This window comes from Sphingobium lactosutens (assembly GCF_013393185.1).
GTDB lineage: Bacteria > Pseudomonadota > Alphaproteobacteria > Sphingomonadales > Sphingomonadaceae > Sphingobium > Sphingobium lactosutens_A.
Genome location: NZ_QJQX01000023.1, coordinates 39664 through 66201, shown reverse-complemented (window position 1 = coordinate 66201; position 26538 = coordinate 39664). Strand labels below are relative to the sequence as shown.

The 26538-nt window shown below is 61.1% G+C and carries 20 protein-coding genes and 4 pseudogenes; 20 read left to right on the top strand and 4 right to left on the bottom strand.

Annotated elements, in window-relative coordinates:
- Nucleotides 1-7: 7 nt before the first annotated feature.
- Complete coding sequence (locus DM806_RS02940) at nucleotides 8-1417, bottom strand: IS4 family transposase (RefSeq protein WP_179041764.1); 1410 nt, start codon at nucleotides 1415-1417, stop codon at nucleotides 8-10.
- A gap of 102 nt (nucleotides 1418-1519) precedes the next feature.
- Here DM806_RS02940 and DM806_RS02935 point away from each other — a divergent pair, with 102 nt between their 5' ends.
- From DM806_RS02935 to DM806_RS27745, 8 genes and pseudogenes are all read left to right on the top strand, one after another.
- Nucleotides 1520-1864, top strand: coding sequence for an SDR family NAD(P)-dependent oxidoreductase (locus DM806_RS02935; protein WP_306294736.1), 345 nt, complete (start codon nucleotides 1520-1522; stop codon nucleotides 1862-1864).
- Between the two features lie 146 nt (nucleotides 1865-2010).
- Nucleotides 2011-2643, top strand: coding sequence for a nuclear transport factor 2 family protein (locus DM806_RS02930; RefSeq protein ID WP_179041763.1), 633 nt, complete (start codon nucleotides 2011-2013; stop codon nucleotides 2641-2643).
- Between the two features lie 5 nt (nucleotides 2644-2648).
- Nucleotides 2649-3722: an alkene reductase gene (locus DM806_RS02925; protein ID WP_179041762.1), complete on the top strand. Its 1074-nt coding sequence runs from the start codon at nucleotides 2649-2651 to the stop codon at nucleotides 3720-3722.
- Between the two features lie 268 nt (nucleotides 3723-3990).
- Nucleotides 3991-5490 (top strand): flavin-containing monooxygenase, encoded by a 1500-nt coding sequence (locus DM806_RS02920; protein WP_256869074.1) that lies wholly within the window; start codon nucleotides 3991-3993, stop codon nucleotides 5488-5490.
- Nucleotides 5491-5767: 277 nt separating this feature from the next.
- Complete coding sequence (locus tag DM806_RS02915; protein ID WP_179041760.1) at nucleotides 5768-6226, top strand: Lrp/AsnC family transcriptional regulator; 459 nt, start codon at nucleotides 5768-5770, stop codon at nucleotides 6224-6226.
- 29 nt (nucleotides 6227-6255) lie between these two features.
- Entirely contained in the window at nucleotides 6256-6717 is a 462-nt protein-coding gene (locus DM806_RS02910) for an Lrp/AsnC family transcriptional regulator (RefSeq protein WP_179041759.1), read from the top strand.
- 128 nt (nucleotides 6718-6845) lie between these two features.
- Nucleotides 6846-7532, top strand: coding sequence for a hypothetical protein (locus tag DM806_RS02905; RefSeq protein ID WP_179041758.1), 687 nt, complete (start codon nucleotides 6846-6848; stop codon nucleotides 7530-7532).
- A gap of 17 nt (nucleotides 7533-7549) precedes the next feature.
- Nucleotides 7550-7630, top strand: a pseudogene (locus DM806_RS27745) (transposase domain-containing protein); the annotation flags it as partial.
- 154 nt (nucleotides 7631-7784) lie between these two features.
- Here the strand turns inward: DM806_RS27745 and DM806_RS02895 are convergent.
- Nucleotides 7785-7934: pseudogene (locus DM806_RS02895) on the bottom strand (CinA family protein); the annotation flags it as partial.
- A gap of 97 nt (nucleotides 7935-8031) precedes the next feature.
- On the opposite strand from DM806_RS02895, the pseudogene DM806_RS02890 reads away from it, so the two are divergent.
- The 11 genes and pseudogenes from DM806_RS02890 to DM806_RS02840 form a co-directional block, all read left to right on the top strand.
- Nucleotides 8032-8361 (top strand): annotated as a pseudogene (locus DM806_RS02890) (transposase); the annotation flags it as partial.
- A gap of 52 nt (nucleotides 8362-8413) precedes the next feature.
- A pseudogene (locus tag DM806_RS02885) lies at nucleotides 8414-9047 on the top strand (IS3 family transposase).
- A gap of 343 nt (nucleotides 9048-9390) precedes the next feature.
- A complete protein-coding gene (locus DM806_RS02880) occupies nucleotides 9391-11544 on the top strand; it encodes a TonB-dependent receptor (RefSeq protein WP_256869073.1) in 2154 nt (717 codons plus the stop codon).
- Between the two features lie 665 nt (nucleotides 11545-12209).
- Nucleotides 12210-12836 (top strand): TonB-dependent receptor, encoded by a 627-nt coding sequence (locus tag DM806_RS02875; RefSeq protein WP_179041757.1) that lies wholly within the window; start codon nucleotides 12210-12212, stop codon nucleotides 12834-12836.
- Nucleotides 12826-13776 (top strand): ABC transporter substrate-binding protein, encoded by a 951-nt coding sequence (locus tag DM806_RS02870; protein ID WP_218647331.1) that lies wholly within the window; start codon nucleotides 12826-12828, stop codon nucleotides 13774-13776. The genes DM806_RS02875 and DM806_RS02870 overlap by 11 nt, the downstream gene beginning before the upstream one ends.
- Nucleotides 13777-13858: 82 nt before the next feature.
- Nucleotides 13859-14650 (top strand): class II aldolase/adducin family protein, encoded by a 792-nt coding sequence (locus tag DM806_RS02865; RefSeq protein WP_179041755.1) that lies wholly within the window; start codon nucleotides 13859-13861, stop codon nucleotides 14648-14650.
- A gap of 10 nt (nucleotides 14651-14660) precedes the next feature.
- Complete coding sequence (locus tag DM806_RS02860) at nucleotides 14661-16010, top strand: LLM class flavin-dependent oxidoreductase (RefSeq protein WP_179041754.1); 1350 nt, start codon at nucleotides 14661-14663, stop codon at nucleotides 16008-16010.
- A gap of 93 nt (nucleotides 16011-16103) precedes the next feature.
- Complete coding sequence (locus DM806_RS02855) at nucleotides 16104-16766, top strand: peroxiredoxin-like family protein (RefSeq protein WP_179041753.1); 663 nt, start codon at nucleotides 16104-16106, stop codon at nucleotides 16764-16766.
- Nucleotides 16767-16914: 148 nt separating this feature from the next.
- A complete protein-coding gene (gene kdgD, locus DM806_RS02850; RefSeq protein WP_179041752.1) occupies nucleotides 16915-17835 on the top strand; it encodes a 5-dehydro-4-deoxyglucarate dehydratase in 921 nt (306 codons plus the stop codon).
- A gap of 31 nt (nucleotides 17836-17866) precedes the next feature.
- Nucleotides 17867-18754, top strand: coding sequence for a LysR family transcriptional regulator (locus DM806_RS02845; RefSeq protein ID WP_179041767.1), 888 nt, complete (start codon nucleotides 17867-17869; stop codon nucleotides 18752-18754).
- Entirely contained in the window at nucleotides 18751-20307 is a 1557-nt protein-coding gene (locus DM806_RS02840; RefSeq protein WP_179041751.1) for a carboxylesterase/lipase family protein, read from the top strand. Before DM806_RS02845 ends, DM806_RS02840 begins: the two co-directional genes overlap by 4 nt.
- A gap of 4 nt (nucleotides 20308-20311) precedes the next feature.
- On the opposite strand, the gene DM806_RS02835 is transcribed toward DM806_RS02840, so the two are convergent.
- Together DM806_RS02835 and DM806_RS02830 are read right to left on the bottom strand one after the other, a co-directional pair.
- Nucleotides 20312-22135, bottom strand: a complete 1824-nt coding sequence (locus tag DM806_RS02835; protein ID WP_179041750.1) for a hypothetical protein — start codon at nucleotides 22133-22135, stop codon at nucleotides 20312-20314.
- Complete coding sequence (locus DM806_RS02830) at nucleotides 22135-23472, bottom strand: MFS transporter (RefSeq protein ID WP_179041749.1); 1338 nt, start codon at nucleotides 23470-23472, stop codon at nucleotides 22135-22137. Before DM806_RS02830 ends, DM806_RS02835 begins: the two co-directional genes overlap by 1 nt.
- 281 nt (nucleotides 23473-23753) lie before the next feature.
- Between DM806_RS02830 and DM806_RS02825 the strand changes: the two genes are divergently transcribed.
- Nucleotides 23754-26537 carry a TonB-dependent receptor gene (locus DM806_RS02825; RefSeq protein ID WP_179041748.1) on the top strand — a complete coding sequence of 928 codons (2784 nt, stop codon included), beginning with the start codon at nucleotides 23754-23756 and terminating at the stop codon, nucleotides 26535-26537.
- Nucleotide 26538 lies beyond the last annotated feature (1 nt).

The following is a 26538-nucleotide window of genomic DNA, read 5'->3' as shown; positions in this document are numbered from 1 at the left end:
CTTTCAATTACCCATAAGTGCGCCCAGCGAGATCAATTCCAAGTTTCATGTCCATAAGACGGGACCAGCCGCGCCATATGACAGTATTTCCTGGAGGAGGGTCGCGCTGGCGAGCGAGATAGCCGCCAAGTCTGGCGATCTGTGTTAGGTAACTTGATAATTCTCGTGGCGGTGGTTGGCCCGTCCGCTGTATCACAATGCGGTCGATGAGGTCGATTTCATCTTTGGTCAGCGCGATATCTGGCGAGGCTGTGGGCGCGGTGCGGTTGATCATGGTCATCCAGAACATCCGCCAGCTCAGAACACAGTAAATCGCGAGCAGGTTCACAAGCCGCTCTGCGGTACGCAATTTGGCATCTTCTGCGCGGCATCCAGATTTAAGGATCTTGTGAAAAACCTCTATCTTCCAACGCAAGGCATACCATTGAAGCTTTTCGACCGCCCCTTCCAGCGACGTGATGGGCAGGTCAGTGATCAGCTTCCAGTCGATGGGAGAGCGGTTCTCCGGGACATCCTGTTCCTGAGCGTGGACGATGGTAAGATCGAGAGCGGGATAGCGCTTCTGCTTTCCGATCGGCGGTAAGACCCGGATCTGCTTATATTTCAGTGCCAGGCTGGCGGTCACGCCATCGGCAATTTCAATCATGTGGCGACCTGCAATGGGTGAGTCCGCCATTTCAGCAGCAATGGTGTGTTTGCCATCGCCCGCCAGGCGATCAACGCATGTCCGTACCAGGAAATGGGTTCCGGCTTCGCGCGCAGCACAGAAGAACTCATAAATGTCGTTTTCGCGATCTCCGATGTGGATCAGGCGCTGGCCTTCGCCCAGCAGAGCCGTGGAGGAGCGCATATTCTCCAGCCAGCGGATGCTCTCCTTGGCCTCGATCGGTACCCTCGTCGGATTTATATGACGCTTAAGCGCAGAGGAGCCTTTGAATTTACTGCGCGACCAGAATTTGATCGCCGCCAACCCGAGCGGCAGTCCCTCGGTCGTCACCACCAGGCTGCTATGCATCAACAGCCCGCAAATGGTGTGACGCCTGACAATCCCGACAGTCTCGCGCTTGCTTGGGGCATAGCCGATGGCCCCAACCTGTTCCGGCTTTTTGCGTTCATATGAAAATTCGGTGGTATCTTGCAGAACCAGGATCGGTCCCTCAACGGCTGCAACACGCAATGCCGTGGATTGGAAATGGCCCTGCAGAATTTTACCTTCGCTAACATCTGAGTTGGAAAGAAAGCGATAGGCGGCTTTGGTGTTGGCCCAGTCCTGACAGGCAAGTGGGATTGGGCCGCCCACCGCACCGGCCATCTGCGTCACCAACTGGCGCAGCCGACGCCCAAGACGCACATCGCTAAAACGCGACGCAGCAAATTCATCATCGATCCAATCCTGAGATTCTGAGCCCTCGTCCACAATCGTGCACCTCGCCAATGCGATCCTGTGCGCGAACAGGAATCATAGCCGATTCCATCGCCGCAATACCGCTGCGATCAGTGGAATCTGGCGTCGGACCACTTGTGGGTAATTGAAAGTGACTGGTGGCCGCATCTCGATGGCCTGTCGGTCGCGCCCAAGGCATGCAACGAATCCCTCGTCAAGGGCATCGCCAAGGAAGAGGGCGTGCACGAGATCCGCGCCAACTCGGTCCTTGTCGGCGTGATCGACGCGGGCCAGTTCAAGGTGGGTCAGGCGGAAGGCTATTTTGACGAAAATTGGGAGCGCGAGGTCAAGAAGCTGCTGCCGATCAAGCGCTGGGGCAAGGCGGAGGATATCGGCAAGGCGGCCGTGTTCCTGGCGTCCGACGACGCCAATTATGTGACCGGGCAGACGATTTCGGTCGCCGGCGGTTTCGGCGTCTGACGTGTGAGAGGGGGCGGCCTGTCCGCCCCCGATAGCGATGGCGGACATCGAATGAGCCATCATGTCATGGCCTTTGAGCTAATCCGGCATTTCCCCGAAGGTCGCGATAGGAGAAAGAGCAGGAGCAATCATGAGGGACTGAGAGGATGGGCGATACGGAAAGCCTGCTGGCGCGGATCGACCGGCTGGAATCGCTGGACGCGATCCGTCAGCTGCCGGCCAAATATGCGCTGGCGCTCGACATGCGTGATTCCAATGCCTGGGTGAACCTGTTTCCCGAGGATGTTCGCGTCGGCGGGGGCAAGACCGGACGCAAGGCGCTGCGCGACTGGTTCGATGAAACCCACTCGATGCAGTTCGACGGCACGTCGCACCATATCGGCGGCCATATCATCGATTTCGACGATCCCGACCATGCGCAAGGCATCGTCTATTCCAAGAATGAGCATGAAAGCGGCGCCGAATGGGTCATCATGCAGATGATGTATTTCGACCAATATGAGCGCATCGACGGCCGCTGGTATTTCCGCCGCCGCCTGCCGCTTTACTGGTATGCGACCGATCTCAACAAGCCGCCGGTCGGCGATCGCAAGATGCGCTGGCCGGGCGTGCCGCCTTATCATGGCAGCTTCCACGATCTGTTCCCAAGCTGGAAAAGCTATTGGGACCGGCAGGGCCAGCCGCATGACGGGCCGGTGGAGCCGCCCGCGCCGCTGGAGAAGTTCATCGAGACGATGCGCCGCGCCGCGCCCTTGCCGCGCCCGCGCGTGCGAAGCTGATCACCATGGCCGACATATTCTCGCCGGTCAAACTGGGCGACATCGACTTGTCCAACCGCATCGTCATGGCGCCGATGACCCGCGATCGGGCCGGGCCGGGGGATGTCCCGAACGACGTCATGGTCGACTATTATCGCCAGCGCGCCGGCGCGGGCCTGATCGTGACCGAAGGTACGCAGCCATCTCCGGCCGGCAAGGGCTATTGGCGCACGCCGGGCATTTACAGCGATGCACAGGTGGCGGGCTGGCGCAGGGTCGCCGGGGCGGTGCATGATGCAGGCGGCCGGATCGTGATGCAGATCATGCATGTCGGCCGCGCCGCCGTGCAGGCTAACAAGGATGCCGACGCGGAGACGGTCGCGCCTTCGGCCATTGCATGCCCGGACAGGATCGCGGGGCCGGACGGGGTGCCGGTCGACACCGTTCTGCCGCGTGCCCTGGCAACCGAGGAGATTGTCCAGGTCGTTGTCGAATATGTGGCGGCCGCGCGCAACGCGATGGCGGCGGGGATGGACGGGATCGAACTCCATTGTGCCAGCGGTTATCTGCCGATGCAGTTTCTCTCCTCCAACAGCAACCGGCGCACCGACCGCTATGGCGGGTCGGTGGTCAATCGCATCCGTTTCGTCGTCGAACTGCTGGAAGCGTTGGCGGCTGCTATCGGGCCAGGACGCGTGGGTTTTCGCATCTGCCCCGGCGTCAGCTTCAATGGCATGGACGATGCGAATCCGCACGAAACCCATGCCGCATTGCTCCGCGCGGTGGACGGTCTGGGTCTCGCTTACTGCCATCTGATCCATATTCCGCTCGTCGGGCAGGATGCGCTGGATCTGGTGCGGGAAAATTGGCGCGGCGCGATCATCGAAAATAATGGGCTGACGCTGGAAAAGGCGCGTGGCGTGCTGGCCGAAGGGAAGGCGCAGGCCGTATCCTTCGGCTATCTGTTCATCGCCAATCCCGATCTCGCCGACCGCTTTCGCCGCGGCGCGGCGCTGGCGAAAGGAGAGCGCGCCCATTTCTACACGGGCGCCGGTGACGACCGCAGGGGCTATACCGACTATCCGGCGCTGGATGCCTGAACCCGCCTGCGCCAACAAAAGGAGGAGCGGCTGACGGGCAAATTGCTCGAAGGGCGCACCGCGCTCGTCGCCGGTGGCGGGCAGGGGGGAGGCAGGGCATTGTCCGCACCCTCACGCACGCCGGCGCGCGGGGGCAACCATTCGATTCGGCATCGGACCAATCCTGTCCTGACGATGATGAGGTACGGCCGGTGGTTAATCCAATTGGACGATGCGCCGGAAACGGGGAGTCGTAGGTACGACTCATACCCATCGGCAGGAGAGTAACTTGTCCACCCCAATCGACCGTCAGCCCCTTCGCCATGTCGTCATCGGTGCCGGCATGGCCGGCATCCTCGCCGGCATCAAGCTCAAGGAGGCGGGAAAGACGTTCGTCATATATGAAAAGTCGGATCGGCTGGGCGGCACATGGCGCGACAATCGCTATCCCGGGCTGACCTGTGACGTGCCCGCCCACGCCTATACCTACAGTTTCGAGCCCTATGCCGAATGGGAAGCCTATTATGCCAGGGGCGAGGAGGTCCGGACCTATTTCGAACTGACCGCCGCCAAGCATGGGATCATGCCCGACATCCAGTTCGACCGGGAAGTCGTGTCCTGTATCTGGCGTGAGGCGGACGCATGCTGGGCGCTTGGCCTTTCCACCGGCGAAATGGTGGAGGCGGACATCGTCATCGCGGCCTCTGGCGTGCTGCATCACCCCAGGATGCCCGACATCGCTGGGTTGGACAGTTTTGCGGGCCACGTCTTCCACAGCGCCCGCTGGCAGGATGATGCGTCTATCGATGGCGCCCGGGTGGGGGTGGTCGGTAACGGATCGACCGGCGTTCAGATCATCACGGCGCTGCAAGATCGCGCCGAGACGCTGGTGCATTTCCAGCGATCGCCGCAATGGATCATGCCCGTTCCCTATTTCCGCTATAGCGAAGAGGAGCGGGAGGCGTTTCGTCGCGATCCGGCGTTGATCGACGCGATCCGGTACGACGAGGAATATTGGAGCAATATCCATCGCTTCACTCGTGCAATCACGGAAGTCGACGGCCCGGATATCGCGATGATCGAGGCGCTGTGTCTCGACAATCTGGAAAATTCCGTGCGTGATCCGGAACTGAAGGAGAAGTTACGGCCCGATTATCGTGCGGCGTGCAAGCGCCTCATCTATTCGTGGCGCTATTATGATGCCGTGCAGGAACCCAATGTCGTGGTGGAGCGCGAAGGCATATCGCATATGGAGCCGAGCGGCGTGCGGCTGAAGGACGGGCGGTTGCAGCCGCTCGACACGTTGGTGCTCGCGACGGGCTTTCAGGCCGACCGCTTCATCCGGCCGACCGAGGTATTGGGCCGGGCCGGGGTGTCGCTGGACGATGTCTGGTCGCCGCGGCCCACCGCTTATTATGCGGTGACGATCCCGCGCTTCCCCAATTTCTTCATGCTGAATGGCCCGACCGGGCCGGTCGGCAACTTCTCGCTGATCGACATCGCCGAACGGCAATGGGATTATGTTGCGCAACTGTTGCAGCCCCTGTGGGATGGTCGGTCGCGGACGGTGGAACCGAGCATCGCCGCGCATGAGGCTTATGAGGCGCGGCGCGTGGCGGCGGCGCGTACCACCATTTTCGGTTCGGGCTGCTCCAGCTGGTATCTGGATGCGACCGGCGTTCCGGCAAGCTGGCCATGGAGCTACGAAGCCTTTGCGGAGGCGATGACCGCGCCTGTCTGGAACGATTATGTTCTGAATCCCGTGGCAGAACCGGCGCTGCCGGCCTGATGGAAGAGGGGCGGTAGTTCAGCCTCTTCGCTGTTGCTACCCAAATTTCGGCAAATGCGTAAAATAATTGGCTTGGTAAACGCATATCGTGCTTTTTAACGTGTAAATATTGTAAAATATTTGACTAATGTGCATTTCTCTGCGCACATAAAGTTGCGTGGCTGCGCCGGTCATGCCGGCGATGTGCGCGTCAGGGGCATGCGCTGTCCGCTCCGTTCGGGAGGGCGAGGCGGCTTGGGGGAAGGGCAGTTGCATGCAGATCAGGAGCGGACGGACGATGGCGTCCCCTACGCTGGACAGTTTGGACACCAGCATCATCGACATTCTTCGCGGCAATGGCCGCGCGACCAATCAGGAAATTGCCGAGCGGCTGTCGGTGACGGCAGCGACGGTGTCCGCACGCCTGCAGAAGATGGAGGATGCGCGGGTGATGCGCGTCGTCGCGGTCACGGATTTCGCTGCCCATGGCTATAATGTCATCATCGCCCTGGGCGTTCAGGTGCGGGGACGCAATGTTCGCGATGTCGGGCGTGATCTGGCGAAACTGCCTGAAATACTCAGTGTCAATGTGATGAATGGCGATCATGATATTGAACTGCTGGTGGCGCTCCGTGATTTTTCCGAAGTGCAGACATTCCTGTTCCAACATATCGCCGGGATAGACGGGGTGGCGCATATCGCATCCGGAATCGCCGTCGACATTGTGAAGTTCGAATTCAATGTGGTGCCTCTATGATCTTGTCGGATGGCCGGGCGCGCCTGGACATGCTGGATCAGAGGATCGTCGCAAAACTCGCGCGCGACGCCCGGATTTCCAACCGGGCCATTGCTGCGGAATTGGGCGTGACCGAAGGAACGATCCGGACGCGGATCAGGAAATTGCAGAGCGAAGGTCTGATCCAGTTCACCGTCGTCACCGATTTCCGCATGGCCGGTTCCCCCAATCTCTGCATGCTGGGGATCGACGCGGATCCTTCCCATATTTCCGATCTGGCACGCCGTCTGTCCGAAATTCCCGAAATAACCTGCGTCGTGGCGCTGCTCGGACGCTACAGCCTGCTGGCGATGGGGTTGTTCACCAATATCGAGCAGTTGAATGACCTCATGACCGACCATATCCGTTCATTGCCCGGTGTGCAGCGGGTGGAAGCCTCGATTTCTGTGCACAATCTGAAATATGAAGCAGGCATCGCAAAGATCACGCGGGGCGGCCCATCTGATGGCTGATTGGAGCGCCCGCCCTGAATATAAGGCCGCTATTCAAGCGCTGCGCTCGGTCACGAAAATGCCGATCATGTGAATCGCCCCGCATCGGCCGGACCGGCGTGACGGAGAAACCCAAGAGGAGATGGACGATGGGGACGGCACTGACGACGCATGCACCGGTGGGCGTTCGCTCCATGGGGCATATGGCGATGCACTATAAAAGGCTGGAGGAAGGCCCGTTGGCCGCCCGCCTGCTCGGCATGCTGGGCTATGTTCTGACGCAGGACCTGCTGTTGCCATCGGGCGGTCATTTCTATCGGTTCGTTGTCGATCCCCGGCATCAGCCGCGCGGTGACGGCATTCTCTACCTCTCGCTCCTGCCCGACGCACAGCGCGATCTGATGGAGGCGATCCACGGCGCGTTGCATGTCGGTACCGATCACGAGCATCCAACCGTCTTGGCGCTGCGGGCGCGCATGGCGGAGGATCCCGAATATGGCTTCCATTATGGGACGTTGCTTGAAAGCCTTGAGGATCTGGAGGCCATTTTCGCTACGCTGGAGGAAGCAAACCGGCATGATCCAGACCTCAAGGGGCGGCTGAAGCTGGTCTATAACCGTCCGCTCCCGGGCAATCCCGACATCGATGCCCGCCTTGATGCATCGCCCATTTATGGCAGCGTGACCCGTCATGCCTATGGCAAGAATGGCGTGCAGGCCTTTGTGGAGACCGATCTCCTGTCGAGCGGCATGTTGGGGGAAAGCATGATGCTGGAGTTCGATCATGTGTTTCCGGGCTATGCCAACCATATCCTGTCGGTGGCGGAATGGGAATAAGGCGCAAGTTCGCCACTCAGGCCTGGCTTGCAGACGTCCTCGTGCGGATCGCCGACGTCCCCCAGAACCAGCTCTACGGTCTGTTACCCTGGAACTGGCGCACCGCCGAAGATCAACGCGAAGTCGCCTGATCCGCAGTCTTCACCGAATGCTTATGTCTCGCCCGCCATGTGCACCGGAAGAATGGCATGATATGAGCTTTGCAGCCTCCAACATCATTATCGTAAGATCGGCATGGGATTGCCGTAAAGCCCGCACGAACGCATCGCTCGCGCCTTCTACATCGGTCAGGAGCGACGCCAGCAATCCGCCAGTGCAACTTTCGGCGGTGGCAAGCTTGAGGCCGGCATCGCAACAGATTCGCAAGAGCGTCCCCCTCTTAACTAAGATTAGCTTACCCATTCATTATTGACCCGCCCGATTATGAGGCATCTACTAGGGTCAGGCCCCATTGATGTGAGAGGCGCGCTGGGATTCAGGCTCCGTAAGGAGACTGGATTTGAGGGACTTGTACTGGCTGACGGACGAACAGATGGTGCGGCTTGAGCGGGATTATCTTCGTCAATCGCAACGGGCTGCGGTGGCGGGATGCACCGAAGGACTATGACCCGCACAAGACGTTGTACAATCGTTGGAAGCGATGGGGCGACCAAGGCATCTTCCTGCGGATGATGGAAGGCCTGGCTACACCTCAGGCTGCGGAGCGCAAGACGATCATGATCGACGCGACCTATCTCGAGACGCATCGCACGGCTTCCAGCCTGCGGGTTAAAAAGGGGATGCAGGACGCCCGATCGGGCGCACGAAAGGCGGCATGAACACCAATGTTTAGTCCCGGCCTTTGATGGTGCATTATTCAGTCATGAATGGAAGGATGCACTATGGGCCAGATTCTACACGGGAGCGCCCGCATGACAGCGGCCGTCCGTCGAGCGATACAGCATAGTCAAGAGAGCCTGAGGGCCTTGGCCAAGCGCTATGGCATTGACCAGAAGACAGTTGCCAAATGGAAGAAGCGGACCGGAACCCAAGACCTGCCGACAGGCCTGAAGGATGTTCATTCGACGATATTGAGCATTGAGGATGAGGCGATCATTGTCGCCTTTCGCAAGCACACGCTGCTGCCGCTGGATGATTGCCTCTATGCCTTGCAGGCCACGATCCCACACCTGACGCGCTCATCCCTGCATCGCTGCTTGCAACGGCACGGGATCAGCCGGCTGCCAGAGGTCACTGGCGACAAAGAGCCCAAGCGCAAGTTCAAGACCTACCCGATCGGCTACTTCCATATCGACATCGTCGAGGTTCAGACCGCCCAAGGCAAGCTACCATTACGATAGCCATGCTCAACTGATCGCACACCTCAGCGACTTCATCGACGCCTATAACTTCGACCGCCGCCTCAAGACCCTCCGTGGCCTGACGCCATACGAATACATCTGCAAAATCTGGCTAATCGAGCCCGAAAGGTTTACGCTCAACCCGCACCATCAAAGGCTGGGACTAAAAACCTAGAGCATCGTGCGGAAAAGTGGAACCCGTTTTAGCTACGCTGGCCTTCGGCTCCGCATGAAACGATGCGACAACAAAGAACTAGATCGCGCGACCTGTGTCGGATTTAACGCAGCGCGCTCTAAGCTGAACACTGCCCCTCGAACCTCGCGATCAGGTGGCAACATCAGCAACCGCTGCGCTACCGAGCGAAATTGCATCCAGTTCGAGAATGGTGACGGCATGGCTTAAAGGCCAGACCTTGAGCGCAGCTTATGGGTCCGCCGACACGAATCAATTGACCTAATTATCTATCAATATAGTAGACAATATGTTGGCGGCGCGGGGCGGCTTTGGCAGAGTAAGTATGAAATTTTTCAATCGGTTTCTTCTGGTGGGCACTGTTTGTGCCTCGGTTCCTATGCTGCTGGAGACCTCTCAAGCCCAGCTTCAGCCCGCCGAAAGTGCGGATGCCGGGGGTGAGATCATAGTCACCGCCGAGCGCCGAGCAACCGACCTGCAAAAGACTGCCATTGCCATTTCGGCCTTCACGCCCGAATTGCTGGAGCAGCGCAACATCACCAGCGTGCGCGATCTGGCGGGGCAGGTGCCCAACCTGTTCGTGGCGCGCACGTCGATCAGCCATACCACCCAGACCTTCTCGCTGCGCGGCGTGGGCGAGGGCGACCCGATCCAGGAGCCGGTGCTGGCCGTCTATATCGACGACGTCTATGTGCCGCGCCAGATCGGGTCGATGAGCGAATTCGTCGATCTGGAGCGGGTCGAGTTGCTGCGCGGACCGCAGGGCACGCTTTATGGCCGGAACAGCAGCGCGGGTGCGCTGCGCCTGATCACCCGTGATCCTGACGATATGACGCATGTCACTGCCGAGGCTGGATATGGCAGCTATAATGACGTGCAGTTGCGTGCGCTGGTCAGCGGGCCGATCATCAAGGATGCATTGTCGGCCAGCATTTCCTATATTCACCGAACGCGCGATGGCGTGACCTATAATCCGACTCTGGGTCATGATGTGAACCGGATCGATCTGGATGGTTGGCGCGGCAAGCTGCGCTTCACCGGCATAAACGACCTCGACGCATTGCTGACGCTCAATGTGATCCGCGACCGCAGCGACAGCCGGTCCTATATTCCGGTCAATCAGCCGGGCGGGACATTCAGCCGCCGTCGCTCCTATTCGGAGGTCGAGCCGCTTCAGCATTTCAATGCGCTCAACGGATCGCTGCGCCTGATCTATACATTGTCGTCCCAGCTTTCGATCAAGTCGATCACGGCAGCGGGCGGCTTCAACCTGGACCCCGTCTATTATGAAAATGACGGACAGGCCGCGCTGATCCAGAAGAACCTGATCCACTATAATGACAAGTTCATCAGTCAGGAAGTGCAGCTGAACGGCGAGCTTGGCGACGTCAGCTTCACCAGCGGCCTCTTCTATCTGCATGAGCGCTTCTTCGTGGAGCGCGACGGTTTCAGCCGCGCCGGTACGGCAGCGACCGCGCCCGTGAACAAGCAGCGTGCGCACAACATCACCTATACCGACGCCTATGCCATATTTGGCGAAGGGACATGGAAGGCGAATGATATTTTCAGCCTGACCGCCGGCATTCGCGGCACGATCGAAAAGAAGCGGTTCGTTTTCGACAACAAGGTGATCGACGATAATCGCAATGTCGTGTCGCAATCCATCGCTGGGGAAGCGGAAAAGACATGGAAGGCGCTGACGCCCAAAGTCTCAGTTCAGGCGCAATGGACGCCCAATCTGCTCAACTATCTGACTTGGTCGCGCGGTTTCAAGTCCGGCGGGTTCGACAATCGCGCCACCCGGTTGGATCTGGCGACATTGCCCTTCAATCCGGAAAAGGTCACGACCTATGAAGGCGGACTGAAGGCGACCTTGTTCGACCGGGCGCTGCGCAGCAATCTGGCGGTCTTTTACAATGACTATAAGGATTTGCAGGTGTCCTTTTACGATCCAGCCTATGTCGGCAGCCGGCGCGGCAATGCGGGCAAGGCGCATAGCTGGGGCGTGGAGCTGGAAAACGACCTGCGGCTGAGCGATGCGTTCACTGTGCAGGCGTCGGGTGGCTATCTGAAGGCCGTCTATGACGATTATAAGGGTGCGGGCGGCAATGGTGTAGATGCCGATGGCAATCCGCTGACCAACGCGCCAAAATACTCGCTGTCGGGCGGGGGCACTTATGACCTGCCGCTGGGCGCGAATGGGAGCCATGTGCGGCTGTCCGCCAACGCGCAATATCAAAGCAGCTTCTATGCAAGCGCGCTTGCCCGCGTGCAGGATCGGGTGCCGGGGCAGACCTTCGTCAACGGATCGGTGACATGGATATTGCCGGACGACCGGTTCCAGATTGCGTTGACCGGCAAGAACATATTGGGTGCGAATAAGCCCGTCAGTTCGACCTATACGCCATCGACCGGGGTCTATTACCGCAACTATGCCGATCCTGCGACGGTGCTCATCAGCGTGCGCTTTGCGTCCTGATCATCGCCCGGCCAGGCGCATGAGACAACTGGTGCCTCATCGGGTCGACGACGTGACCCGGCCCGGTAATGTCCAAGGGAGATCGCGGCGAGTGCGTATCGTTGCGCTTGCTGAGCTTCATTCGAAGCGGCCTATCATCTCTGCTTTGCGCAGTATTTCGAGATTTTCGCCTCATGTATCAGGTATTTATAATAGAAAGTTAGGTGAAATTTCCCGCTTTCCCAATGGTGTCGATAACAGTAAAAATTTGCTGGAAATTACTACAATAAAAAATGGATTTATACAAGATAAGTTCGGTTCACTGAGATCGTTGGCAATCTTGTTTAATTTGGTTATCTTGGAATATTGTAAATATATTATCTTCGATCATGTGCGTCTAAATTTAGCATTCCGGCATCGGGCGCATAGCATTGACCTGACGCACGAGTTCGAGATCGGCTTGACCAAACCCCTGCAGATATCGACCGGAGCAGAATATCGACTCGACCGCTTCCGGACTTTCGCTGGCGCCCCACTCGCTTACGAGCCGGCAACCTACACATTCCAGCCAGGTTGCCAGCAATATGACTGGAATGTCGGCCGCGTCGCGTCGCCGGTGGTGCAGGGCGCGATCCTTCTGTCGCCCGCCGACGAAGCCGACATCAGCCGAAAAGTCTATGCCGGCTATGTCGACTTCGGTGTCTACCCGACCGACGCCCGGTATATCGGCGCAGCGCTGCGAGCAGAACATTATAGCGACGGATCGGGCAGTCCGATCGGCCCCGGCTTCCGCGCCCTCTCCGACGCAGATCGGCTATGCCCAGACGGATGGCCGTACATCGTCCTTCTTCAACGCCGAAACCGGCCAGACCGAACTGCGTCCGACCGTCGCGAAACTGGTGAAGGCGGACAGCAATGTCGGCCAGTTGCTCGGCGCAGGCTCCGTCTTCTTCGGCGGCGACAAGATCGGCGAACTGGAAGTACTCCAGCCGCACACCAAGTTGGTCAGCACGCTGAACTGGACCAAAGGCATTTTCGGCCTGAGCATCACCAACACCCGCTATGGCAAATATACGCAACGCACCGCGGCGGGGGACGATCGCTATTTCGGCGCGAAGATCATCACCGACGCCAGCATCAGCGCGAAGGTGACGGATTTCGCTACCCTCTCGGTAGGCGCCATCAACCTGTTCGACGTCCGTCCCGAAAAGAACGGGCCGGGCAATCCCCAGACAGGGCAGGGCTATTATGGCCGGTCGCCCGTCAACCCAGCGGGTGGCTATTATTATGGGCGGATCGCTCTTGCTTTCTGATCGACGCAATTTCCTTGCCAGCGCCGCTGCGCTCGGCCTCGCCGCTTGCGGCGGGGTCGCGAACGGCGCGCGCACGAAACTGGTCCTGGGCGACCAGGTGCACCTCCTTCAGTCGAAGGCGGAGGCGGCGGGCGCGCTCAGGAACCTGGACTATGACATAGAATGGGCCAATTTCGTCGGTGCCGCGCCCTTGCTGGAGGCGCTGAACGCCGGGGCAGTGGATACCGCACCGGCGGGCGACCTGCCGGTCGTACTGGCGGCAGCGGCCGGCGCGCCGCTCAAGGTGATCGCGGGGTCGGTTTCCTCCACCCGCGACATCGGCATCATCGTGCCGCCGGAATCGCCGATCCGCAGCGTTGCCGGCCTCGCCGGCCATCGCGTCATCGTGTCCAGCGCGCGAGGTAGCATCTCCCATTATCTACTGATCGAAGCGCTCAAGGAAGCAAAGGTCGATCGCAAGGCGGTCGATATCGGCTTCATGCTGCCTAATGACGCCGCCGCCGCCTTTACTGCCGGCCGGGTCGATGCATGGGCGACCTTCGGCACTTATCAGATTGCCGCGGAATCGCGTGGCGCCCGGGTGCTGCGGGACGGGCAGGGAATCAACACCGGCCTTACCCTCATCGCGGCATCGCAGGCAGCACTCAATGACCCTGGAAAGCGTCGCGCGCTCAGGGACGTGCTGGCCCGGTTTCGCACCGCCAGCCGGTGGGCGCAGGCGCATCCTGACGCCTATGCAGGCCTGTTTGCCAAGGCGACGGGCGTCGATCCCAAATTGGCGAAGCTTATCGTCGACCGACAGAATCCCCTGCTCGTTCCGCCGGACGGGGCAATCATCAAGCCGTTGCAGCGCGTGGTCGATCGCTTCCACGCCGATGGCGAACTGCCTGTCCATGTCGATGTCGCGAACATCGTCGATCCGACGGTCTTCCCGGCATGAGCAGCATTGTCCGACCCTTCAGACATTCTCATTGGGCGGCGGGATGCCGCCTTTCTACAATTGCCCACAAAGGAGCATCGACATGGCCACTGTCTTGAAGGATGATCGTTTCCGCCAATCCGGCATCAGCGAGGCGGAATGGAAGGTGCGCGTCGATCTCGCCGCCTTCTATCGCCTCTCGGCCCTTTATGGCTGGGACGACTTTATCTACACCCATATCTCCGCCCGCGTGCCCGGACCGGAGCATCATTTCCTGATCAATCCGTTCGGCCTGACGTTCGATGAGATCACGGCCTCCAGCCTGGTGAAGGTCGACCTGGATGGCAATGTCATCGGCGAAAGTGATTTTGGCATCAACTACGCCGGCTATGTGATCCATTCGGCGATCCATGGTGCGCGCGATGACGCCCATTATATCGCGCATTTCCACAGCGCGGACGGGATGGCGGTATCGGCTCATGCCGAAGGGCTGCTGCCCTTGAACCAGCGTGCGCTCGCGCTCATCCCGCGTCTGTCCTATCATGATTATGAAGGCGTGGCGCTCAATCTGGATGAGCGCGAACGGCTGGTCGCGGACCTTGGCGATACCAAGGTCATGTTGCTGCGCAATCATGGTACGCTGGCGCTCGGATCGACGCCCGGCGAGGCATTCAGCGGCATTTACCATCTTGAGGAAGCCTGCAAGGCACAGGTTCGCAGCCTCGCCATTGGCCGGGACAATATCCTCATCGCGCCCGAAGCGGCGCAGGAGGAAGTGCGCAAGCAGATCAGCCGCGAGCGTCAGCCGGTGGAAGGCGCCAAATCCCATCATGACATCGTCTGGGAAGCGGCCCTGCGCAAGGCGCAGCGTCAGTCGCCCGGTTTCGATGCCTGAGGGGGACGGCATGACACAACGGCAACTCAAGCTCGGCCTGGTTCCGACCGGCGTCGGTGGTCCCGGCGACAGCAACCGCTGGCTGGACACCGACATCCCGCTCGACGCCAGCATCAATATCGACTGGTATATCGATATCGTGCGTCAGGCGGAAGCGGCCAGGTTCGACCTGGTCTTCATCGTCGACAGCCAGTTCATCACCGCCAACTCGCCACCGCATTATCTCAACCGGCTGGAGCCGTTGACCCTGTTGTCGGCGCTGGCGGTGGCAACCAGGCATATCGGCCTCGTCGGAACGCTCACCACCTCCTACAACGACCCGTTCAATCTTGCCCGCCGCTTCGCCTCGCTCGATCTCATCAGCAAGGGACGGGCGGGATGGAATGTCGTCACCAGCGGCGATGCCGGCACGGCGGGCAATTTCAGCCTGCCCGAACATTTCGACTATGACACGCGCTATCGGCGTGCAGTCGAGTTCCTCGATGTGGCGCGGGGCTTGTGGTCGAGTTGGGAGGATGGCGCGCTGGTGCGTGACCGCGCGACCGGCCAGTTTCTCGATCCCGACAAGCTGCACCAACTCGATCACCGCGGCGAATTTTTCCAGATTGCCGGGCCGCTCAACATCCAGCGCTCACCGCAGGGTGAACCGGTGATCTTCCAGGCCGGCGACAGTGACCAGGGTCGCGATCTGGGCGCTACCATCGCCGACGCCATCTTCACGCATGCGGCGAGCTTCGAGCAGGGCCAGGCCTTCTATGCCGATCTCAAGGCCCGCGCCGCTCGGCGGGGCCGCGATCCCGACCAGATCGTCATTCTGCCCGGATTCTCCGTCTATGTCGGCGATACCGATGCGCAGGCCAGGGAGATCGAGCGGCATTATCGCGAACTCGACCAGAGTTTCGATCAGGCGTTGGCCGAATTTGGCCGTCCCTTCGGTTGGCATGATTTCCGTGCCTATGATCCCGACGTCCCTTTTCCGGTCGAGGCGCTGGAATATGCAAAGAGCAGCTTCTACACTCAGGCGAAGAGGATTACGGACCAGGCCGTCGAGCAGGGATTGACTCTGCGCCAGGCCGTGGAACGCGTACGTGCCGGACGTGGCAGTCCCTTCGTCGGATCGGCGGAAACGGTAGCCAACGAGATACAGCGCTGGTTCGATGGGCGTGCGCTCGATGGCCTCAACGTCCATTTTGGCCATCCGGCACAGTTCAGGCGGTTCGCCGATGAAGTCGTACCGATCCTGCAACAGCGCGGCCTGTTCCGCACCGAATATGAAGCCGATACGCTGCGTGGCAATCTGGGCCTTGGCGTACCGGTCAATCGGTACGAAGCCCGGCGATCGCATCGCGACGCCGCGTGAATCTATGACAATTCATCGACGCTCTCCCGCCAACTCTCATTGGCGGGGGGCATCGGCTCTCGCCACTATGGTCCCGACCGCAAGGAGATCATCATGGCGACACTTCTCACCGATACGCTCAAGGCCCGCTATGCCGCGTTGCAAGCGGAGCGGGAACGCAGCTGGTCCGCTGCGCAATTGGCAGGCAACGCCCGCCAGCGCGCTGTCCTGACAGAGCGTTTCGATCCTGCAGCGGTCGCGCAACCTGGCAGTATTCTTCCGCCCTTGTCCTTTGCTGAAGTCGACGGCGAAACGCTTTCCCTCGATTCCCTGACGGCCGACGGCCCCGCGCTTTTCCTTTTCTTCCGCTTTGCCGGCTGTCCCGCCTGCAACATCGCGCTGCCTTATTATGCCGAACATCTCTATCCCGTGCTCAAGCAGCGGGGCATTCCGCTGGTAGCGCTCAGCCCGCAGCATTCGGACCGGCTAAGGGATATCAAGGTCCGCCATGACCTGCCCTTTGCCGTTGCCACGGATGCGAACAATGACTTGGCCCGGACACTGGGGATCAGCTTCGTTCCGGATGATCGTCCGACGCCGCCGCCTGCCGGCTGGATTGGCGAAGTCATCGGCACGAACAGCTGGGAATTGCCACAACCGGCTGTCCTGCTGGTCGGTCCGGGGCGCCGCGTCGAATGGCTTCAGGTCAGCCCCGACTGGCTCGATCGGCCGGAGCCGGAAGAGATACTGGATCAGATCGCGCTGCGCTTGTCCTGATATCCGGGACGCGGCCTGCGCCAGCGGATCATGCCAAGCAGTGCATTGATCGTGCGCGCATTTGGTTTGGACCCGCTGGCAGGCAAAGCCTATCTCCTCTCTATCAACGCTGGCACGGCCAGTCGTCCTGGAGAGGAGATTTCAAGACATGAGTCATTTTAGCCCCACTGATCTGGCGCGCCAACTGGGCCAGGGGCTATTGTCCTTTCCAGTCACGCATTTCGATGCACAGGGCGCATTTAGGGAAGGCCCTTATCGCGACCATTGTGGCTGGATGCTGGAACGGGAATTGACTGGCCTGTTCGCAGCCGGCGGGACTGGTGAATTCTTTTCGCTGACCCCGACGGAAGTGGCCCGGGTGGTCGCCGCCGCAGTCGCTGAAAGCAACGGGCGCATTCCAGTCATCTCGGGCTGCGGCTATGGTACGGCCATCGCCACCGACATCGCCCGTGACGCGGAGAAGGCGGGTGCGGACGGCTTGCTGCTCCTTCCGCCCTATCTTATGAACAGCAAGCAAGAGGGGCTGGCCGAGCATATAGAGGCGGTCTGCCGCGCGACTGGCCTTGGCGTCATCGTTTACAATCGCGACAATGCCATCGTGAATGACGATACGCTGGCGCGCCTTTGCGATCGCAACCCCAATCTGATCGGCTTCAAGGACGGGGTCGGTGATATCGAACTGATGACCCGGATCTATGCCCGTATGGGCGATCGGCTGACCTATATCGGTGGATTACCGACGGCAGAAACCTTCGCCACGCCCTATCTCACCATGGGTGTCACGACATATAGTTCCGCCATCTTCAATTTCATGCCGGAATGGGCACTGGCTTTCTATAAGGCGGTGCGCGCGGGGGATCAGGCATTCGTGATGGAACAGCTGCGCAGCTTCGTCCTTCCCTATATCGCCTTGCGCGATCAGGGGCGCGGTTATGCTGTGTCGATCGTGAAGGCAGGGATGCGGATCATCGGCCGTGATGCCGGTCCGGTTCGCTCGCCGCTGACCGACCTTTCGGCAGAAGAGGAAGCGCAACTGCGCGTCCTGATCGAGCGCGCCGGTGCGGCGTGACTAAAAGGCGGAGCGCGGATAGTCTGGCATGATGTTCGAACTCAGCCAGCTCCGTTGCTTCGTCGCCGCCGCCGAGGAATTGCATTTCGGCCGGGCCGCCCAGCGGCTCAACATGACCCAGTCTCCGCTCAGTCGGCAGATCCAGCTGCTTGAGCGGATATTGGACGTGCAGTTGCTGGAGCGGACAAGTCGACAGGTAAGCCTGACTCCGGCGGGCAGCGTTTTTCTGATCGAGGCGCGCCGCATCGTCCGTCTGGCCGACAGCGCCGCGCTCTCCGCCCGTCGCGTGGCGAAGGGGGATGCCGGGCGGGTCGCGATCGGATTCACGGCCGTTTCGGGCTACAATATCGTTCCCCGTATCGTCGCGCAGGCGCGCGCCGTACTGCCCAATATCGAACTGGAACTGCGCGAGATGGTGTCGGGCGACCAGGTCGACGCGCTGCTGACGGGGTTGGTCGACATCGGCTTCGTCCGACCGCCGGTCAACCGCCATGAATTCGACAGCGCCTGTGTGCTGCACGAGCCTTTGTTCGTCGCCCTGCCGCCTGGCGACCCGCGCAAGGCGGTGGCGGCGCTTGCGCCAGCCGATTTCGATGGCCAGCCGCTTATCATGTATTCCCGGCAAGGCGCGGGCTATTTCCACAACATGCTCGAAAACCTGTTCAACGAGGTCGAGGCCGCGCCCATCTATGTCCAGCATGTGACGCAGATCCATTCGATGCTGGGTCTCGTCCATGCCGGCGTCGCAGCGGCCATCGTGCCCGAAAGCGCGACGGGCCTCCATATGAGTGACGTGCATTTCCGTCGCCTGATGACGCCTCAGGAAAAGCCGGTCGAACTGCATATGGCCTGGCGGCGTGACAATGCGAACCCGGCGCTTCCGGCGATGCGACAACTTTGCACGGAAACGACGGCATGATCCTGATTGGCCGCCGTACCCTTGTTGCCGGACTGGCGACCGCATCAATCGCAGCTCCTGCGCGCACGCGGCCACGGTCCAGCCCCATCGCGAACACCCGATACGGGAAAGTGCGCGGCACGGTGGAGGGAGATGTGCTCGTCTTCCGAGGCGTCCGCTATGGCGCCGACACGGCAACGACCCGGTTCCGCCGCGCCGTGTCGCCCAGACCTTGGTCAGGCATCGCCGATGCCAGCCGCTATGCCGCTGCGGCGCCCCAGACCAGAGCGAGCGAACCCACTTCCGAAGACTGCCTGTTCCTCAACATCTGGACGCCCGCGCTGGATGCCGGAAAGCGTCCGGTCATGGTCTATCTCCATGGTGGCGCGCACGCCCATGGCTCGGGCAGCGATCCGCTCTATGACGGCGGTAATCTGGTGCGCCGTGGCGACGTGGTGGTGGTGACGCTCAACCATAGACTGGCCGCCATGGGCTATGCCTATCTTGCCCAGCTTGGCGGGCCGACTGAATCCGGCAATGTCGGCAATCTCGATATCATTCTCGCGCTTCAATGGGTGCGAGATAATATCGCGCAGTTTGGCGGCAACGCCGATCGCGTCATGATCTTTGGCCAATCGGGCGGCGGCGCGAAGGTCGTGACACTGATGGCCATGCCGGAGGCCCGTCCGCTTTTCCATGCGGCGGCGACGATGAGCGGCCAGCATGTCACGGCGGCCGGTCCAATCCACGCCTCGACCCGCGCCGGCGCATGGATGAAACAAGCGGGCGCACCCGATCTCGCCACGCTGAACCAGTTGCCGATCGAGAAACTGGTCGAGGCCATGGCGATGACCGATCCGTTGGAAGGAAAGGGCGAAATCAGTTTCACCTCGACCCTCGACCATGGCGTTCTGCCGCGCCATCCTTTCGTTCCCGACGCGCCGCGCGAGGCGGCGCATATCCCGCTGATCGTCGGCAATACGCATGATGAAACCGCGCTGTGGATCGAAAAAATCCTGCGCGCAGGCGATACGACATGGGATAATCTACCCCAACGGCTCGCGAAGGAAATGGTCAAGGATCTCGCACCGGATTATGTGGTCCGCCGCTACCGTGAACTCTACCCAGACCGCAGCCCAAGCCAGATTCTGCTTGCGGCATCGACGGCGGGCCGCTCCTGGCCCGGCCATCTCATCCAGGCCGAGGAACGCGCCCGCATCGGCGCGCCGACCTGGATGTATCAGCTTGATTTTCCCTGCCCCGAAGCGGGCGGGATATTGGGCGCGTTTCACACGCTCGACATTCCGTTGGTGTTCGACAATGTCGATGCGGAAGGCTCCCGCACTGGGACGAGTCCGGAAGCGCGGCGACTGGCGGGGCAGATGGCGGATGCCTTCATCGCGCTGGCCCGAACCGGTGACCCCAATAATCGCGCAATTCCAGGCTGGCCGCAATATGATCTGGCCCAGCGACCGACGATGCTTTTCGACCGGACGGTGCGGGTCGACAATGATCCGCGCCGGGAGGAACGACTGTTGTTTGCCGTCGCCCCCTATATCAAGCCGGGCGGCTGAACGCTTAGCGGTCCCAGGGAAAGGCGAGGGTCGGCCGATTGGCGAAGCGCGTCATCGTCAGCCCCAGTCGGACCCCGCACCCCGGCTCCAGCCGCAGCGTGAAATCCCGCCCGCCGACCGCCGTGGTCCGCCCATCCATCGTCACGGCATCGATCCGATGTTCGGCATAGGCGCCGCCCTGCACGACGACGGTTCTTGCAACCCTGCCGAGATTCACCAGCATGACATCCGTGTCGCGATCTCCAAGCCGGTGGACCAGCGCCGCCACATCCATCGGAACCCCGGCCCGGCGTGCCGCCGGATCGAAATAGCGCAAACGGCAATGCAGCGGAACGCCGCCCTGCGACGGAGAGGTTTTCGACCACGGCGGCCGGGCGATGTGCAGTCCGCCGGTCATCAGCTGGACGAGGCTTTTGACGCTTGCCGGATTGATGTCGATCGGCCAGTCCGCAAGCCGCGTCTGCGGCGTCGTATCGTCTTTCTCGCGCGCGGCGACGCGATCCGCCACGCGCTTCAGGTCAGTGGCCAGAGCCTGGACGGGATAGTCTGCATTGTGGCCATCCAGAAAATCGATCCACGGCTCGTCGCCGGCCATCTCCCGATCTTCGGCCTTCTGCGACATGTACCAGATTTCGAAGCCGTTGCTGCGGTAGCGGCCCGGCTTCCAGCCGTACCAGCCCTGCGCGCCATACATGGTCGGCGCGCTCATCACCCCATCCACGTTACGCGATGCTTCGTTGATCCGCGCCGTCTGCCGCCGCCACAGGTCGATGAAGCCCATGTCGCCGCTGAGCAGCAGGCCGCCCATGAAGGCGGTAATGGCGCGGGGGACGCGATTGCGGTCCTCGCGCTCGCCCGTCTGCGGCACGACCGGGGAAAATCCCCAGCCATAGACGCCCTTCCACCAATCCTTGCCGACCGTGCCGTCAGGCCGGACATGGCTGGGCAGCAGGCCGTCATTTCGTGCCGCCCGGTCCGCCCAGGCGCCCAGATAATCGAGCGCCCAATCCCGGAACCGTTCCCCGCCGCCTAGCGCATAGGCGTTCAGCCCCAGGGTCGTGGCTTGCAGGTTGAGCGGATTGTCACCGATCACATCGCCATATTCCGCATAATGATCGAGGGTCTGCTGATAGGTCTTCTCGCCATGCTCCATATGAAATGGGGCGGGATCGAAGGGGTCACCGGCCCAGTCGAGCGGCGTCGCCTGCCGCAGCATCGGCCCGCGGCTACCGTTCAGCAGGCTGCGGATCATTTTCAGGCGCGGATCATAGTTGCGGACGTCGGGATCGCGCCCGGTGTAGAAATCCGCATAGCGCCGCGTGCGCGCCAGCAGCTTTGCATCGCGCGGGATGGACAGCCCCATGACGTTGAAGCTGGTCAGTCCTTCGGCATTATGCTGCCAGTCCATCTGCGCGGGAAATTCGCGATGATACATGCCCCGCTTCGCGATCGGCACATCGGTCGTGCGCGCGGCGGCGAACTGCCGCAAATGACCTTCCCAGAAACGGCTGGCGAGCGCCTCGATCCGGTCGCTACCGCCAAGCGCATGGAGCAGGAACCAGTCGTTGGTCGCCTCGGCGGCGTCATCGGGACCGTCATTCGCGCCCCAACGCTCGAACACCTTCAGCCGGTCGCTCCGGTCGACATATTTGGCATAGAAAGCCTCGCACGCCACTGCATTGGCATCGAGCAACTGGCGCTGCATCCGCGCCCATGGCGGCGCAGCCATCGGCGTGGCGGCTACCAGAGTCGCGGGGACCGTGCGCGCCTGAGCCGGCAGGGCCAGCGCGGCCGCACCGGCCAGGAAATGCCGTCGATCGACCCGCATCAGGCCAGCTCCAGCCGACGGATCGGTCCCACGATGACGGTGAAGGCGAAGATGGTAAGCAGGCAATGCGCGCCCACGAACACCAGCGCCAGATCGAAGGAGCCGGTCGCCGCCACGATATAGCCGACGACGATCGGCGTCACGATGCCGGCCATGTTGCCGAACATGTTGAACACCCCGCCCGACAGGCCGGCGAGCTGCTTTGGCGCGACATCGGCCATCACCGCCCAGCCGAGCGAGGCGATGCCCTTGCCGAAGAAGGCGACCGCCATCAGCGTGACGACCAGCCATTCGGCCTCGACCCAGACGCAGGCGATGATGATCGTGGCCAGCAGCATGCCGACCACCAGCGGCGCCTTGCGCGCCAGATCCAGCGATCCGGTGCGCCTGAGGAGCATGTCGGAAAAGAAGCCGCCGGCAAGGCCCCCGGCAAAGCCGCAGAGCGCCGGCGCGGCGGCGGCGAAGCCCGCCTCCATGATGTTGAGGCCGCGTTCCTTGACCAGATAAATGGGGAACCAGGTGACGAAGAAATAGGTCAGCACATTGATGCAATATTGGCCGAGATAGATGCCCATCATCATGCGATTGGCGAGCAGTTGCCGCACATTTGACCAGGTAAAGGTCGGCGTGCGCGCTGCGCCGGTGCCGGCGTCCTCCATGTGAATGAGACCGCCGCCCGCCTCGATATGCGCCAGCTCCGCAGCATTGATCGACGGGTGCCGCGCTGGGCTGTGGATATAGCGCAGGAACAGGGCGGTCGCCACCAGACCCAGCGCGCCCATCACCCAGAAAACCGACCGCCAGCCGAAGCTATGGACCAGCCAGCCCATCAGGGGGGCGAAGGCGACGAGCGAGAAATATTGCGCGCTGTTGAAGATGGCTGACGCCGTCCCGCGTTCCGCGCCCGGAAACCAGGCAGCGACCAGCCGGGCATTGCCGGGGAAGGACGGCGCTTCCGCCGCGCCGACCAGAAAGCGCAGCGCGAACAGCGTCGCGACGACCGGCAGGCCCGCGATCAGCCCGACCGTCCCCTGCATGGCCGTGAACAGCGACCAGATGGCGATGGCGCCTGCGTAGATCTTCTTGGTGCCGAAACGGTCGAGCAGCGCGCCGCCGGGGATCTGCGCCAGCACATAGGCCCATGCAAAAGCGGACAGGATGAAGCCGGTCTGCACCGGCGATAGTCCCAATTCGCCGCTCGCCGCATTGCCCGCGATCGAGAAGGTTGCGCGATCCGCATAATTGATCGAGGTGATCAGGAAGGTCAGGGCGATGATCTCGCACCGTACACGCGTAGGACGCGCGGCAGTGGAGGAAATGGCGACGGCCTCGGTCAAGACACTCTCCGAAAAGGCGCCGCCCGTCTTTCGGGGCGGTCAGGGATGGAAGCAGAAGGCTAGACCGACAAGCGGGTCGGGTCCAAGTCCAAATGTGGCATGATCCAGCCATGGCTTGGCTTGATCGGGTGGCGGTTTCCGATCCCATCGCAGATCAGTGCAAGTCTTGCATCGATTCATGCTGGATTGGCGTTGGCGTTTGCCGCCGATACGGGTCTATCGAAAGGCTACCGATCCGGTCCAAAGGCCGGACAACGATCATCTAGGGGAGTGATAAAGCCATGAATGGCACCCGTCGACTGAAAGCATATCTGAGCCTGTCCAGCGCCTTCGCTGCGTTTGCCCTGGCTCCTCATGCTCTTGCTCAGGATCAGGCCGCGCCGCAGCAGGATGCGCCGGTCGCCGATATCGTCGTCACCGGTTTCCGCGCCAGCCTTAGCAACGCTCTGGCCGTCAAGCGTAACGAAACCGCGACGGTCGACGCGATCAAGGCAGAAGATATCGCCGAATTTCCCGACCTGAACCTCGCTGAATCGTTGCAGCGCATTCCCGGCGTCGCGATCAGCCGCGTCAATGGCGAAGGTCGCAACATCTCTGTCCGCGGCCTTGGCGCGGAATATACGCGCGTCCGCATCAACGGCATGGAAGCGATCGGCACGACCGGCGGCACCGACAATTCGGGCGGCGTGAACCGCGGCCGCGGCTTCGACTTCAACATCTTCTCTTCCGATCTGTTCAGCAACCTGTCGGTGCGCAAGACCGCGACGGCAGATGTGGAAGAAGGCTCGCTCGGCGGCACGGTCGATCTCCAGACCACCCGCCCGCTCGACTATAAGAAATCGACCGTCGCCCTGTCGGCGGCCGCCAGCTACAACGATCTCAGCGAAAAGACGACCCCGCGTCTGTCGGGCCTGGTCGCGACCCAGACCGACGACGGCCGTTTCGGCATCCTGCTGTCGGTCGCCTATGAAGAACGCAAGATCAAGGAAGAAGGCGCGAATATCACCCGCTGGACCTATGGCGGATTCAACAACGGCTTCAATCCGGCTTCAACTCTGCCGGGCAAAACGATCGCGCAGATAAATGACCCCAATCCCGATACCGCACTCTTCCACCCGCGTATCCCCGGCCTCGTCAGCTACGATATCTCGCAGCAACGTCTGGGCGCAGCGGGTTCGGTCCAGTTCAAGCCGACCGACCGCACCCTGATTTCGCTCGACGGCCTCTATTCGCGCCTCGACGGCACCCGCAAGGAAGCCCAGCTTCAGGCGATCAGCTTCAGCCGTTCGGGAACGGGCAAGCCGCAGACCATCATCCGCGACGGCGTGGTGGACGACAACAACAACATCATCAGTGGCCGGTTCGATAATGTCGATCTGCGTTCCCAGTCGCGCTACGACGTGCTGAAGACCGAATTCTATCAGGTTACAGGGTCGGTCGACCATCGCTTTACCGACCGGCTGAAGGTCTTTGCGCTGGCAGGCTATGCCAGTTCCGAATTCAGCAACCCGATCCAGACCACGGTGACGATCGACGCGATCAACACCGGCAATTTCCAATATGATTTCTCGACCCGTTTCCCCAACATCCAGCCCGGCGTCGATGTCGCCAATCCGGCGACATGGTCCTTCGTCAACGGCACGTCAGAAGTGCGCATCCGCCCGCAGACGGTCAGCAACGCCTTCACTACGGCCAAGGGCCATGTCGAATGGGAAGCGATCGACGGCATTACGCTGAAAGCGGGCCTCGACTGGCGCAAGTTCGAATATGACTCGACGGAACGCCGCCGCCTTCAGGGCGAAAGTGTGATCGCACCGTTGTCCGCCTCGCAACTGGCCGGGATGACCACGCTTTTCTCTGGCTTCGGCAAGGGGCTGAATGTGCCGGCGGGCACCCCGACCGCCTGGATCGTGCCTGATCTCAACGCCTTTATCAGCCAGGGCGGCATCTACAGCAACCCGCTCTACGCCACCGGCGGGATCGAGAATGCCACGGCGCGCGGCTCCTACATCACGGTGACGGAAGAGGATACCGGCGTCTGGGGCATGGCGCAGTTCAACCTTCAGGATACCGCCGGCGTGCCGATCCGCGGCGACATCGGCCTGCGCTATGTGAAGACCGACCAGTTCTCGACCGGCTATGCGAGCCAAGGAACGGCAATCAATCTCGTTACCGCCGACCGCAGCTACAAGCGCTGGCTGCCTTCGCTGAACCTCGTCGGCAATATCACCGACAATCTCCAGGTGCGTTTCGCCGCCGCCAAGACGTTGGCCCGCGCCGGCATCTCGGCGCTGACGCCCGGTGGCAACCTCAATGTGTCGGGTGGCAACCGGACTTTCAGCACCGGCAATCCGGACCTGAAGCCGACGTCGTCCAAGAATCTGGACGCATCGATCGAATGGTATCCGATGCAGGGCGCCATCTATGCGGTGTCGCTGTTCCGCAAGGATATCGGTACCTTCGCCCAGACGCTGAGCGTCGGCGTGCCTTATAGCAGCCTTGGCCTGCCGGACTCGCTGCTGACCGGCACGACGGCGTCGCCCAGCGACATCTTCATCGTCAGCCAGCCGGTCAATTCGGACGGCGGCATTCTCAAGGGGTTCGAGGTCAACGTCCAGCAGCCCTTCAGCTTCCTGCCGGGCCTGCTCGCCAATTTCGGGGTGATGGCCAACTATACCTATGTGAAGTCGAATATCGAATATCTGACCTCGGCCAATGGCGCATCCTCCGTCACCGCGCCGCTCATCGGCCTGTCCAAGCAAGCGGCGAACCTGACGCTGTATTATGAAACCAAGAAGTTCCAGATCCGCGGGTCGCTCGCCTATCGATCCAAATATCTGACTGCCGTGCCCGGAACCGAAGGAAATGCCTATAACGGCACCAACAGCACGCTCAACGTCGATGCGCAGGCCAGCTACAATCTGACGGACCGTCTGAAGCTGAGCATCGAGGCGATCAACCTGACGGATGCGAAGAACGACCAGTTCGTGGACGAGACCAACCGCCTCAACGTGCTGACCCATAGCGGTCGTCAGTTCAACTTCGGTGTGCGCTACAGCTTCTAAA

What these genes read in the sequence shown, in the direction of transcription:
- DM806_RS02930 (WP_179041763.1), top strand. Translation starts at nt 2,011, where the DNA reads ATGGGCGATACGGAAAGCCTGCTGGCGCGGATCGACCGGCTGGAATCG.
- DM806_RS02925 (WP_179041762.1), top strand. Translation starts at nt 2,649, where the DNA reads ATGGCCGACATATTCTCGCCGGTCAAACTGGGCGACATCGACTTGTCC.
- DM806_RS02915 (WP_179041760.1), top strand. Translation starts at nt 5,768, where the DNA reads ATGGCGTCCCCTACGCTGGACAGTTTGGACACCAGCATCATCGACATT.
- DM806_RS02910 (WP_179041759.1), top strand. Translation starts at nt 6,256, where the DNA reads ATGCTGGATCAGAGGATCGTCGCAAAACTCGCGCGCGACGCCCGGATT.
- DM806_RS02905 (WP_179041758.1), top strand. Translation starts at nt 6,846, where the DNA reads ATGGGGACGGCACTGACGACGCATGCACCGGTGGGCGTTCGCTCCATG.
- DM806_RS02880 (WP_256869073.1), top strand. Translation starts at nt 9,391, where the DNA reads ATGAAATTTTTCAATCGGTTTCTTCTGGTGGGCACTGTTTGTGCCTCG.
- DM806_RS02875 (WP_179041757.1), top strand. Translation starts at nt 12,210, where the DNA reads ATGTCGACTTCGGTGTCTACCCGACCGACGCCCGGTATATCGGCGCAG.
- DM806_RS02865 (WP_179041755.1), top strand. Translation starts at nt 13,859, where the DNA reads ATGGCCACTGTCTTGAAGGATGATCGTTTCCGCCAATCCGGCATCAGC.
- DM806_RS02860 (WP_179041754.1), top strand. Translation starts at nt 14,661, where the DNA reads ATGACACAACGGCAACTCAAGCTCGGCCTGGTTCCGACCGGCGTCGGT.
- DM806_RS02855 (WP_179041753.1), top strand. Translation starts at nt 16,104, where the DNA reads ATGGCGACACTTCTCACCGATACGCTCAAGGCCCGCTATGCCGCGTTG.
- kdgD (WP_179041752.1), top strand. Translation starts at nt 16,915, where the DNA reads ATGAGTCATTTTAGCCCCACTGATCTGGCGCGCCAACTGGGCCAGGGG.
- DM806_RS02845 (WP_179041767.1), top strand. Translation starts at nt 17,867, where the DNA reads ATGTTCGAACTCAGCCAGCTCCGTTGCTTCGTCGCCGCCGCCGAGGAA.
- DM806_RS02840 (WP_179041751.1), top strand. Translation starts at nt 18,751, where the DNA reads ATGATCCTGATTGGCCGCCGTACCCTTGTTGCCGGACTGGCGACCGCA.
- DM806_RS02835 (WP_179041750.1), bottom strand. Translation starts at nt 22,135, where the DNA reads ATGCGGGTCGATCGACGGCATTTCCTGGCCGGTGCGGCCGCGCTGGCC.
- DM806_RS02825 (WP_179041748.1), top strand. Translation starts at nt 23,754, where the DNA reads ATGAATGGCACCCGTCGACTGAAAGCATATCTGAGCCTGTCCAGCGCC.